Below are 13,088 nucleotides of genomic sequence, written 5' to 3'. Positions count from 1 at the left end.
AAGACCACCAAGCGCACAGAGAAAAAAGCTATCTTTGTGGTTTTTTTGGTTTCTGTGGTTCATAACAATAAATTACTTGCCCGGTGGACGTTCGACGTATGAACATTGATTTTCGTAAACCCTTACCCGGCACCCAGCTGGACTATTATGACACCCGTGAAGCCGTGGAAGCGATTCAACCGGGCGCCTATAACAACTTACCCTATACCTCCAGAGTACTGGCCGAGCAGCTGGTTCGCCGCTGTGACCCGGCCACCCTGACCGATTCCCTGAAGCAGATCATTGAGCGTAAGCGTGACCTGGATTTCCCCTGGTATCCGGCTCGTGTTGTCTGTCATGACATTCTTGGCCAGACTGCCCTGGTTGATCTTGCCGGGTTGAGAGACGCCATTGCCGGGCAGGGCGGTGATCCTGCCAGGGTGAACCCGGTTGTGCCAACCCAGTTGATTGTTGACCACTCTCTGGCCGTTGAACATGGGGGTTTTGAACCGGATGCATTTGAAAAAAACCGGGCTATTGAAGATCGTCGAAATGAAGACCGTTTCCACTTTATCGAGTGGACCAAAACCGCCTTTGAAAACGTTGATGTGATTCCCGCGGGAAATGGCATCATGCACCAGATCAATCTGGAGAAAATGTCTCCGGTTATCCAGGCCCGTGATGGTGTCGCCTATCCGGATACTTGTGTCGGTACCGACAGCCATACTCCCCATGTCGATGCCCTTGGCGTTATCGCCATTGGGGTTGGTGGCCTGGAAGCCGAAACGGTCATGCTGGGCCGTCCTTCCATGATGCGTCTTCCTGATATTGTGGGCGTTGAGCTAACAGGGCAGCGCCAGCCTGGCATTACAGCGACGGATATCGTGCTGGCCCTGACTGAATTTCTGAGAAATGAGCGTGTGGTTTCATCCTATCTGGAGTTCTTTGGCGAAGGGGCTGCCAAACTTACCATTGGTGATCGTGCGACCATTGCCAATATGACCCCGGAGTTTGGTGCTTCAGCCGGGATGTTCTACATCGATGAACAGACCATTGATTATCTTAAGTTGACCGGTCGTGAGGCTGAACAGGTGGCCTTGGTGGAAAATTACGCCAAAACCACCGGTCTGTGGGCTGATGATCTCAAAACCGCTGACTATGAGCGGGTTTTGACCTTTGATCTCTCTACGGTTTGCCGGAATATGGCAGGGCCATCCAACCCACACCGTCGTTTGCCAACCTCGGAGCTGGCAAGTCGTGGCATTGCAGGGCCTTATAAAAAAGAGGAAGAGCAAGAAGGCTTAATGCCTGATGGCGCCATCATCATTGCGGCTATCACCAGCTGTACCAATACCAGTAATCCCCGTAACGTGGTTGCCGCCGGTCTGGTGGCCCGCAAAGCCAATGAGCTGGGGCTTATACGGAAACCCTGGGTGAAGTCTTCATTCGCCCCGGGCTCTAAAGTCGCCAGGCTTTATCTTGAGGAAGCTGGCCTTCTTTCTGAAATGGAGAAACTGGGCTTTGGCATTGTCGCCTATGCCTGTACCACTTGTAACGGTATGAGTGGCGCACTGGATCCGGAGATTCAGCAGGAAGTGATTGACCGGGATCTCTATGCAACGGCCGTTCTCTCTGGCAACCGTAACTTTGATGGACGGATTCATCCCTACGCCAAACAGGCTTTCCTGGCCTCTCCACCGTTGGTAGTGGCTTATGCTATTGCCGGTACCGTGCGCTTTGATATTGAAAAGGATGCCCTGGGTACTGATAAAGATGGCAACCCCATCACCCTGAAAGACATCTGGCCCAGCGATGAAGAGATTGATGCAATTGTTGCTGAATCCGTGAAACCAGAGCAGTTTAACCAGGTTTACATTCCCATGTTTGATCTGGGCAAGGCGGAGCAGGCCGAAAGTCCTCTATACGACTGGCGGCCAACGAGTACCTACATTCGCCGTCCTCCCTATTGGGAAGGCGCCCTGGCTGGTGAGCGCACCCTGAAAGGCATGCGCCCTCTGGCGCTACTGGGTGATAACATCACCACAGATCACCTGTCACCGTCCAATGCGATCCTGGCCAGCAGTGCCGCTGGTGAATATCTGGCGAAAATGGGGCTGCCGGAAGAAGACTTTAACTCCTATGCCACACATCGTGGTGACCATCTGACAGCGCAACGGGCCACCTTTGCCAACCCAAAGCTGCTCAATGAGATGTGTCTGGAGGCTAATGGCGAAGTCAAACAGGGCTCTTTGGCCAGAATTGAGCCAGAAGGCAAAGAAACACGTATGTGGGAAGCCATTGAGACCTATATGGAGCGTTGCCAGCCGCTGATTATTGTTGCCGGTGCTGACTATGGTCAGGGGTCATCCCGTGACTGGGCTGCCAAAGGGGTTCGGCTTGCCGGTGTTGAGGCGATTGTGGCAGAAGGGTTTGAGCGTATTCACCGTACCAACCTGGTGGGTATGGGTGTGCTGCCCCTGGAATTCAAGGATGGCACAACCCGTAAGACATTGGGGCTTGATGGCACCGAAACCTACGATGTTATTGGTGAGCGGACGCCAGGAGCAACACTGGCCCTGTTGATTCACCGTGCTAACGGAGAAACCGTTAATGTACCGGTAACCTGCCGTCTGGATACCGCTGAAGAAGTATCCGTATACGATGCTGGTGGTGTTTTGCAGCGTTTTGCCAGGGACTTCCTTGAATCCGAAGCCGCTGCCTGACAGTTCTCACGCTGGCCCTTGATCGGAAGGGCCAGTACAAAAGTCTTATAACAGAAGGAGCTGTTCTCTATGGCTCATCCTCCACAGATTAAGGTTCCCGCTACCTATATGCGGGGCGGAACCAGTAAAGGCGTTTTTTTTAATCTCACCGATCTTCCAGCAGCTGCCCAGGTTCCGGGTAAGGCCCGCGATGCTTTATTGCTCAGGGTGATCGGCAGTCCGGACCCATACGGTAAGCAGATTGATGGTATGGGTGGTGCCACGTCCAGTACCAGCAAAACGGTGATCCTTTCGAAAAGCAATCAGCCTGACCATGATGTTGATTATCTCTTTGGTCAGGTAGCCATTGATCAACCTTTCGTGGACTGGAGTGGTAACTGTGGAAACCTGACCGCAGCTGTCGGTGCTTTTGCCATCAGCAGCGGTCTGGTTGATGTGCACCGGATACCCGACAATGGCATCGCAACGGTACGGATCTGGCAGGCCAATATCAAAAAAACCATTATTGCCAATGTGCCAATGACCAACGGTGCGGTACAGGAAACGGGTGATTTTGTTCTGGATGGCGTGACTTTCCCGGCGGCTGAAGTTCAGGTTGAGTTTCTCGATCCTGCGGATGGTGAAGGCGCCATGTTCCCCACAGGCCATCTGGTGGATGATCTTGAAGTACCCGGCGTTGGGACTTTACAGGCAACCCTGATCAATGCCGGCATTCCCACCATTTTTATCAATGCCGCAGACATTGGATACCAGGGGACTGAACTTCAGGAAGCGATCAACGGCGATGAGCAGGCACTGGCCATGTTTGAGAATATTCGGGCTCATGGCGCCCTTCGGATGGGGTTGATCAGCAGCCTTGAAGAAGCCGCAACCCGTCAGCATACGCCGAAAGTCGCTTTTGTTGCTGAACCGAAAAGTTACCTTTCTGCCAGCGGCAAAGCAGTCTCTGAAGATGATATCGACCTGCTGGTCAGGGCACTCTCCATGGGTAAACTTCATCATGCCATGATGGGCACCGCTGCCGTGGCCATTGGCACGGCGGCTGCCATTCCGGGCACCCTGGTCAACCTGGCTGCCGGTGGTGGTGAACGAAACTCGGTCCGCTTTGGTCACCCCTCGGGTACCTTGAAAGTTGGCGCCGAAGCAGTACTTAATAATGGGCAATGGTCGGTTACCAAAGCCATCATGAGCCGCAGTGCCAGGGTATTGATGGCGGGTTGGGTTCGCTTGCCCGTTGAATAAACTGCGGGGAAATCAGTTTTAGGGGGGCGGACCATCCCATGAGTCCCAGGAGGCTGTCCGAGAACGTCAACATTTATCCGGGACGATCCTCCAGAAAGAAAAAAAACTTTGTATTCTAACACCATTGCCACCGAGATCGCTTTCGACGTGTATGCTGCGGCTGCATTGGCTAAAGCAAAATGAATGAATCGGGTTTTCTGATTGCAACCGGGCCTTTTCCTGCCAGATCCCGTCTGCGTTCATCCCCAGCAAAATCAGGCGGTCGGTTTCAGGGGATGGGACAACGGCAAGCAGGCAACTCTCTTGGTTAAAACAGCCGTCCTTAATGGAAAATTCGATACGTTGACTGACCCACTCACCGGAGGGTTGACGTTGATGGATATCGGTATGGCCTGACGGTTCATTACAGACAATGGTGCCACCGTCAGGACTGACTCTGGTCAGGGACTCAGCCGCAAATATCTGGGTTTCAGCCCAAATTCCGGACGCCGCCCTGTGCCAGACCGCTATTCTACCACCGGTTATGCTGACAAATTCGTCAGGGTTCACAGAAAAATGAACACTTCCAGCACTGCAACAGTGCTGCTCCTGAGCAGCGGGCAGCCACTGATCCTCACTGTTTAATTCCCAGATATCAACACCGTCATCGCTGGTAATAATCAGACGCCGACCATCGGGACCAAAAGCAGGTTCCAGAGTGTAATACCCCGTTGGAGGCTCACAGGTTTTGATAATTCTTTGCTTTTCATACCATTTTCCGTCCTGACCAAGGGCCGCGATAATGACAAAGTAATTGTCACGTGCCACGGCAGAGTTAAACCCATCTTCAGAATAATCAAACCATGTGGCAAAATGCCGATTATCCGGACTGAATGCTAACTGGATAGCAAACTCATCTTCACACTCTATATCACCACCGGCTCTTAATTTCATTTCAATATCAGAGTCTAAAACATTGATTTTACCCGTTTCTGACCAGGACCCATCGTCTGCCTTGCCCATCAGCGTGATGAATGAACCATCCCAAAGCGCGACATGACGGCTGTCACCACTGAACAACAAGTTATGATTAAGACCCGTGGCAATGTTGCCTTTATTGACCCACTGACCATCCGCTGCCTGGCCCAGAATGGCACCATGACGCCCCCTGTTAATACAGACCAGTGAACTGATATCCGGTGACAGATACAGGTCATGGAAATACTTTTCCCTACCTTGAGGAAACACATCACCCGTGGTCAGTTGCTGCTGCTCAATCCAGTAACCATCCTGACATTTATAAACAGACAATAAGAGTTCCTCACCGCTGTATTTATAGTACAAAGGTCCTAAATAACTTCCCAGACTCACCGGCACCTCTTGCGGGACAAATAAAATGTGGTCAGCACGCTGCTGATCAAAATCGCAAAAATTATCGCATTTGATTTCATTCGTCCTGCACCATTGTCCATGACGATCCGGAGTCAGAATATCAATGTACCCCTCCACCCTGTCCGCGAGGATCATGCGCGGTTGATCATTCAGAAAACACCGCAAATCGCTATCCAGATTTACGCTCTCACCGGGTATCAGGGTAAGAGCTGTCGCATCAATAATTTGCTGGCGCGCATGCCGGGCGTAACAGGCATAAAAGGCCGGGCTCAGCTGTGCAGGAAAGTGGCTTCTGGAAAATATCGATAACGTCCTGAGGTACTGAAGAAGTTGCCGGTTGGAATGAATGATTGTCTGACACGAATTCTGTTTGTCTTGCGACAAGGAGAGGAAGTAGCGGACTTCTTCCAGTCCGCAGGCCACCAATCGGCTGGCCACTGCCTTGCAGGTTTGGGCAAACGAACTCATATCCTCGATTGATAAATAGCTGGCGATGTTCTCGAAGGGTACCGTCGGCAAGGTTACCCACCAGCGATGGAAATAAACCGCATCCCGGGCTATTTCAGGCCTGATTTCATTACCCACTGTCTGAGTAACCGCAGTGCTGATATTTGCCTGTGTGGCAACTGGCGGCATATTCCCTCCATATCCGGGCAAGAACCCGTATTTACACCGGTGCATCTTGCCCGTTTAGAAGCCGGGTCCGGGAGCTGGCGAGTACATCAATGATGACGCATTGAGCGATCTCGTTCGAAAGACTGCAAATTGTCGACAGTTCCGCCCCCGGATATACCTTCGCTCCGAAGTGTAGAGGATGAATTATGTCTCGCAGCAACAATTCCCGGGCCGCAAGGAGGTGATAAATGTTATTCTCTCAAATTGAAGGGCAGCCTGTTGAGTTCTGAATTATGGTTATTTCAGCCTTCTGGTCAGATTGGCCTGGTCCATTATCCGTGTCGCAATCTCTTCGACGGAAAATTCAGTGGTATCAATATAGCTGATCCGCTCCTGATTATAGATCTGTTCAACCATCTGTATTTCATACTGACACTGCCTGACCGATGAATAGCGACTGTTTGGACGGCGCTCATTTCGGATGCCTGAGAGCCGGGCTGGATTGATGGTCAAGCCAAAAAGACGTTCTTTATGCGGGCGAAGAAAATCAGGCAGCTTGATGCCTTTATCAAAATCATCCTCGGTAATGGGGTAATTGGCAGCATAGATGCCAAACTGTAAGCCAAGATAGATGCAGGTGGGTGTTTTGCCCGAACGGGAGGCTCCCAGCAAGATAATATCGGCCTTTTCATAGTGCCGGATGCGAGCGCCATCATCATTATCAAGGGCAAACTGCACCGCTTCGATGCGACGGTGATAGCTGGCACTGCTGGTTGTGGAACGCTTCTTGCCGACGGTATACAACGGGTGTGAGCCTAACTCCATCTCCAGGCCGGGAAGGAAGGTGTCAAAGAGGTCAATAATATAAGCTCCGCTGGTATGCAGCAGTTTGCTGACCTCTTCATTCAACACCGTCATAAAGAGGATAGGTTGAACCACCTCATGCTGATGAGTCTCTTTAATAAGGGTCAGTGCCCGAACGGCTTTTTCGGGTGTATCAATATAGGGCAGGGTATGGTGACGGAATGTAGGCCCCGAAAACTGGGCAAGCAGACTTTGGCCAAAGGATTCAGCGGTAATGCCTGTGCCATCAGAGATAAAAAATACCGTTCGCTCCATTTTATAGACTCCAGAAGCATAAATTCCGAGGTTAATAGCTTGAGATCACCGTGGTCTTGCTGGTTTCTGGTGCAGATGGATTAAAATAATGTGATCCAAAGTAAAAAACTCTTCCAATCAATAACATTTTCTAACAAACTATACCGAAATATTTCCAGTGAGATAACCGGTGTCGTCTTATACTATGACAGTTTTATTTATGGCCTGATAGCCTGGCAGACTGAAGTTCTGACAGCGCAGTCGGTGAATTCTCAACGGTGAAACCCATGGTAATCCTTTGGAGTACAGGCAGGAGAGTGGCTTGAACAGTTCATCTTTACCAGAGTTTGTCGTGGGCCTGGATGCCCTGGGCAGTAGTGATGTAGAGCGGGTTGGTGGCAAAAACGCCTCGCTGGGAGAAATGCTCAGCCATCTTGGCAGGGCAGGGGTTCGTGTACCCGGTGGCTTTGCCACCACTGCGGAGGCCTATCAAGACTTTCTGGATGGCTCAGGTTTGTATGATCGTATTCATTCCCAGCTGGATGAACTGGATATTGATGATATTCAGCAGCTCACCCAGGCGGGTGCCAATATTCGCCAATGGATTATGGATGAGCCATTCCGACCCGAATTTGAACAGGCCATTGTCAACAGCTACCGTGAACTCTGCGGTGATCAGGATAACCTGGCTGTTGCAGTGCGGTCATCAGCAACGGCGGAAGACTTGCCCGATGCCTCCTTTGCCGGGCAGCAGGAAACCTTTCTGAATATTCGTGGCGCCCAGAATGTTCTACGAGCAGTTCGGGAAGTCTTCGCCTCTCTCTTTAATGATCGTGCCATTTCATACCGTGAGCATCAGGGCTTTGACCATCGGGATGTGGCGCTGTCAGCCGGAATTCAGCGGATGGTGCGCAGTGAAACGGGTTCTGCCGGGGTGATGTTTACTCTGGATACTGAGTCAGGTTTCCGAGATGCAGTATTTATTACCTCCTCCTATGGCTTGGGAGAGACTGTGGTTCAGGGTGCGGTCAACCCGGATGAGTTTTATGTTTACAAGCCCGCGCTTGAAGCAGGGCGCTCTGCCATTCTCAGGCGGAATATGGGCAGCAAGGCGATTCAGATGGTTTACGGTGATGCCGGAGAGACCGGAAGATCGGTGCAAACCGTGGATGTTGATCTTGAGAAGCGTCAGCGGTTCTCCATCAATGATGCCGATGTGCTGGAACTGGCCCGTCAGGCCATGGCCATTGAAGCCCATTATGGTCGACCCATGGATATCGAGTGGGCCAGGGATGGCGATGACCAGCAGCTTTATGTGGTTCAGGCCCGGCCTGAGACAGTGCAAAGCCGAACTGAATCCAGGACACTGGAACGTTATCGCCTGTTGCAGCAGGGTAATGTCCTGGCAGAAGGTCGCAGTATTGGCCAGCGCATTGGTCAGGGACGTGTCTGCCTGGTGGATGATCTGGCGGATATGGACCGGGTTCGGGATGGTGATGTTTTGGTTACGGATATGACCGATCCGGACTGGGAACCGGTCATGAAACGGGCTTCAGCCATTGTCACCAACCGGGGTGGGCGTACCTGTCATGCCGCCATTATCGCCAGAGAGCTGGCGATTCCTGCGGTGGTCGGGTGTGGTGATGCAACCCACCGGCTGAAAGATGGTCAGGTGGTTACGGTTTCCTGTGCGGAAGGGGATACCGGCTTTATTTATCAAGGTGAGTTGCCGTTTGAGCACCAGAAGAAAGATCTGGATCAAATGCCTGAGTTGCCATTCAAGATCATGATGAATGTGGGGAATCCTGACCGGGCTTTCAGTTTCTCCCGACTGCCCAATGCGGGTGTGGGGCTTGCTCGACTGGAATTCATCATCAACAAAATGATCGGTGTTCATCCCAAGGCTTTACTGAACTATCAAAATAATCCGGACAGCGTCCCCGATGCCGTCAGACAGCAGATTGATGAGCGAATGGCGGGCTATGGAAATCCTGTTGACTTTTACGTTGAAAAACTGGTTGAAGGCGTCGCTTCTATTGCTGCCGCTTTTGCCCCGGAAAAGGTTATTGTCCGACTCTCAGACTTCAAGTCTAACGAATATGCCAACCTGATTGGCGGCAAGATCTATGAGCCCCATGAAGAAAACCCGATGCTGGGTTTTCGTGGCGCTTCCCGCTATATCTCGGAATCCTTCAGGGACTGTTTTGAGCTTGAATGCCGGGCCATGAAGCGGGTCAGGGACGAGTTCGGCCTGACCAATGTTGAACTGATGGTGCCATTCGTCAGAACGCCGGATGAAGCACATCAGGTCATCAACATTATGTCTGACTTTGGACTTCGTCGTGGTGAAAATGGTCTGAAGATCATTATGATGTGTGAACTGCCATCCAATGCGCTACTGGCTGATGAGTTCCTGGAATATTTTGATGGCTTCTCCATTGGCTCCAATGATATGACTCAGCTGGCCCTGGGGCTTGATCGGGATTCCGGCTTAATTGCCCAACTTTTTGATGAGCGTAATGCCGCCGTCAAACAGCTGTTGTCCATGGCGATTCAGGCCTGTCGCCGACAGGGCAAATACATCGGTATCTGTGGCCAGGGACCCAGTGATCATCCTGATTTTGCCCGCTGGTTGATGGAGGAGGGGATTAATACCGTTTCCCTGAATCCGGATTCTGTTCTGGAAACCTGGCTCTATCTGGCGTAATGACTCTTTAATGCCGGTAGTAGCGAATGTTATACCGGCATTACCGCCACTTATGGTTTTAGTCACGCAAAGAGCATAAACCTCATATTAGCTGCTATTTGTCATGCTGAAGGGCTGGCAGGAATCTTCCAGAGTAGCGCAGTACCGCCTTTGGGCACGACACTCTCAAGTTTGTTCTCGCAGTGGATCATTAAATGATCGCCGTCGGGGCTAAATTTGGCCCTTTTAATGCGATGATCCAGTGTTATCAGCTCTTTTTCTACCCATTTGCCATCATCACCAATGCCACAGAGTTGCACAAGACCCGGCTTGTGATGGTCCTTCCCATTGAATTTGTTGCCGTAGATCAGAAAATGGTTATCCAACACATTAAAATGGACACCCCAGATGGAATAGCCATCAGGGATTGTTATGGTGGCCTGTTTCGTCCACTTGCCATCATCGTCGCGCCCCAGGATGCAGGCGGTGCTGTCCCGGCTAACGGTAAAGGCAAGACGTTCTGAGGAGGAAAATTTGGCAAAATCGATATTTTTTTGATGTTGAACCATCAGCTGACCCCGCCATTCGTCATCTCTGTCAAGCCATTGGATTTTCACAGTGCAATCACGACTGACGCTCAGCACACTGTCCTCCTGAACATTGAAGTAAGCAACGTCAATCCCCCCCTGATGGCATACCCTTGCTTTCTCAACCAGGTTACCGTCTTCGTCATCACCCCAAATGCAAGCGTAATTCGTTTGATCGCCATAGCTCAGGAGCAGATTCTCTGAGGGACTGAAGATGGCTTTGTCACTGCCGATGTGCTCAAGGGTCTGAACTTTGTCCAGACTGTTGTCAGTGCTATTGCAATCCCAGATTTTAAAGGAGCCACTGCCGAGACTGGCCAGTACTTTACGCCCGGAGGCGCTGAAGCAGGCATAATCACAACTCGGAATCTCTATTTTTTCTACCCATGCACCATTATCGTCATAACCAGAAATTATAGATTTCTTAGCTAAATCACGGGTCAGTGCATATTGCCCGGAGCCATTGAAGGAGGCTGTGTAAATATGGTTGGGCATACTTACGCTGCGGTAATTTGCTGTTTGCTCAGAATGACGGATCTCTCCGACCTGCGACCAGTTGCCGTTGACATCGCGAGCCAGGAAAAAAACCTGGTTACCCTCGTGGGAGAAGATAAGGGCATGCCGCTCATCATTACTCATCTGGCAACCTTCAATTAACTCGTTGCAATCCATATCAAATTTATTCTCAAGACAGTTGCTCTGATCATTGCAGCCCCAGATGGTGGCTTTTGTGCCATTGTAAGTCAGTAAATAATTATTTGTGGCCTTGAATTTCAGTGGTGTTAGCCCAATTTGCCTGATCTCTCTTAGCTGGTTTAGCAGGGTCCACCGGCTGTTACCATCCTCTCGCAATACGTTGATTTTGCCAGTATGTGGATCGAAGGACATAATCTTATCCTGCAACGGGCTGAAGCTTGCCATCACCGGCTCATAGCCAGCTTCATGGGGGGTATGCGCAAGCACCACCGACTCCGACCAACGGCCATCACTATTTAGCGTACTCACCTTGACATTGCCATCGCGGCTGACACTCAGGAGCGTATTTTCCGACCGGTTGAGCTGGAAAGAAATATTCTGGGAACCCCCGACCCTGCTCCTGTTGTTGTCCGACCAGTTGCCATCCGCACCTTGTCGCCAGATTACCAGGCTGTGATCCGTCAAACTGTCGCAACCGCTGATCAAGAGGTTCTTTCCTGTTGGGCTGAAACTGGCATCAAGAATATAGCAACCGAAGCTGGCCTCCAGTTTGAGTTCAAGACAATTTGCCTGGCATTGAAAAATTTTACTCTTCGTTGGGTCAATATTGTCTGGCTCAATACGACTATCGCACTGTATCATCTTGATATCGGGCTGTTGCGATGTGGTGCCTGGGGATAAATGATTCGTGGAAAAATTCAGTCCGACAATTTGCAGCTTACGATTATCAATATCGGTATCTGTGCTGGTCGTCCATCCGGGTGGTAAATCCTTTTTCAATCGTTTGATTGTGTGATTCTGATCCGTTTCAGAGGCTTCACTGATACGTTTATTAAAGTTAGATACTAACCCGGATATTGGCTTCAGACTGTCAATTAACGCTTCTTCGTCTTTTATCAAACCGCTTCCATCTGTACTTCTGAGGTAACTCTGCGCTATTGGTTGCATGATAACTCCTGCCCGATTGGCACATAGATGATTTGTTTATAAGACCATTAATCAGTAGCATCTTTTGGATCATTATCTAATCCTGCTATTACTACCTGTCTGAACATTCAGGAACTGAACTGTAGATTGCTGAGTTTGGCAAAAGTTCCTGCTTTGAGTTTTTTAGTTCAGGTGCATAAAGCCACTGGGAAAATGCCGAAGGATAGCAGGCATTGCACGTTTATGGTGTGGCATTTAGTTGTGCAGAGAAGTAATGCCAATTTCACAGAGGAAAAGCTTTTCTCCATGTTTTTTTTGGTTATCATGCCAGTCTGAATTGTCATGGGAGTATAATAATGAGTTTTACCACCCCCGATTTGTGTGATGATTTCCCCGGTAACCTTCAGGTAGTTGATCCGGGTTTTAAAAGCTTTGGTGGAAGGGATATTTTTGGTGGCGAAATTGTCACCATTAAATGCCATGAAGATAATTCCAGGGTTCGGGATCAGGTGTTCAGTGACGGTCAGGGTAAGGTGCTGGTTGTTGATGGCGGAGGTTCTCTGAGAAGGGCTTTGCTGGGTGATATGCTGGCGGAACAGGCCGTAAGTAATGGCTGGCAGGGTTTTATTGTTTATGGCTGTATTCGTGATGTTGAAGTTATTTCACAACTGCCGCTGGGGGTACAGGCGCTTGCTGCCCACCCGATGAAAACGGATAAAAAAGGGCTGGGAGACGTTGATATTGCTGTTCGATTTCATGGAGTGGATTTCATTCCCGGTCATTTCCTGTATGCCGATTTGAACGGGATTGTCGTTTCTGCTGACCGATTGGTTTAATGTCCCTATAGCCCTGTTTCTTTCGATCCTGGCATTATGGGAAACGGGGCAATGTTCAATTCGTCATATATAACGATTATTTTTATAATAAGTCACTGTTCCACAAGAATTTTCATAAGTTATTATCGTTGGTGATTAATTAAACACCTTTTCGGAAAATACTGATCTAACATGATGAATTTATTGTAAAAAGGCCAAGGTTTTCTTTCGTTTTTGCGGTAATATCCGCACCCACTAACGTGTCGGGACTTCGTTTACCTGTCCGCCAATCACACTAGGAGGCTGTCCGAGAATAGCGCCCGTCTAGGCGACCCCGTAGCGAGGACGG

The 13,088-nt window shown here is 50.2% G+C and carries 7 protein-coding genes; 4 read left to right on the top strand and 3 right to left on the bottom strand.

Annotation, left to right across the window (positions count from 1 at the left end):
• The first annotated feature begins 98 nt into the window (after nucleotides 1-98).
• Nucleotides 99-2,702, top strand: coding sequence for a Fe/S-dependent 2-methylisocitrate dehydratase AcnD (acnD, locus tag KDK15_RS11470; RefSeq protein ID WP_257295492.1), 2,604 nt, complete (start codon nucleotides 99-101; stop codon nucleotides 2,700-2,702).
• A gap of 69 nt (nucleotides 2,703-2,771) precedes the next feature.
• The gene (gene prpF, locus KDK15_RS11465; RefSeq protein ID WP_257295491.1) at nucleotides 2,772-3,944 is read left to right on the top strand and encodes a 2-methylaconitate cis-trans isomerase PrpF; all 1,173 of its coding nucleotides are present in this window, start codon (nucleotides 2,772-2,774) and stop codon (nucleotides 3,942-3,944) included.
• A 66-nt stretch (nucleotides 3,945-4,010) separates the two neighbouring features.
• Here the strand turns inward: prpF and KDK15_RS11460 are convergent, their stop codons facing one another.
• Together KDK15_RS11460 and KDK15_RS11455 are read right to left on the bottom strand one after the other, a co-directional pair.
• On the bottom strand, nucleotides 4,011-5,951 hold the full coding sequence (locus tag KDK15_RS11460) for a WD40 repeat domain-containing protein (RefSeq protein WP_257295490.1): 1,941 nt from the start codon (nucleotides 5,949-5,951) through the stop codon (nucleotides 4,011-4,013).
• Nucleotides 5,952-6,227: 276 nt separating this feature from the next.
• The gene (locus tag KDK15_RS11455; protein WP_257295489.1) at nucleotides 6,228-7,049 is read right to left on the bottom strand and encodes a pyruvate, water dikinase regulatory protein; all 822 of its coding nucleotides are present in this window, start codon (nucleotides 7,047-7,049) and stop codon (nucleotides 6,228-6,230) included.
• Between the two features lie 301 nt (nucleotides 7,050-7,350).
• On the opposite strand from KDK15_RS11455, the gene ppsA reads away from it, so the two are divergent.
• On the top strand, nucleotides 7,351-9,735 hold the full coding sequence (gene ppsA / locus KDK15_RS11450) for a phosphoenolpyruvate synthase (protein ID WP_257295488.1): 2,385 nt from the start codon (nucleotides 7,351-7,353) through the stop codon (nucleotides 9,733-9,735).
• A gap of 101 nt (nucleotides 9,736-9,836) precedes the next feature.
• Here ppsA and KDK15_RS11445 read toward each other — a convergent pair whose 3' ends face one another.
• On the bottom strand, nucleotides 9,837-11,945 hold the full coding sequence (locus KDK15_RS11445; RefSeq protein ID WP_257295487.1) for a WD40 repeat domain-containing protein: 2,109 nt from the start codon (nucleotides 11,943-11,945) through the stop codon (nucleotides 9,837-9,839).
• 335 nt (nucleotides 11,946-12,280) lie between these two features.
• Here KDK15_RS11445 and rraA point away from each other — a divergent pair, with 335 nt between their 5' ends.
• Nucleotides 12,281-12,760: a ribonuclease E activity regulator RraA gene (rraA, locus tag KDK15_RS11440; RefSeq protein ID WP_257295486.1), complete on the top strand. Its 480-nt coding sequence runs from the start codon at nucleotides 12,281-12,283 to the stop codon at nucleotides 12,758-12,760.
• The last annotated feature ends 328 nt before the right edge of the window (nucleotides 12,761-13,088 follow it).

Origin of the sequence: Endozoicomonas sp. YOMI1 (genome assembly GCF_024606345.1) — a bacterium.
Taxonomy (GTDB): domain Bacteria; phylum Pseudomonadota; class Gammaproteobacteria; order Pseudomonadales; family Endozoicomonadaceae; genus Endozoicomonas.
This window is presented reverse-complemented; position numbering and strand designations above follow the sequence as displayed.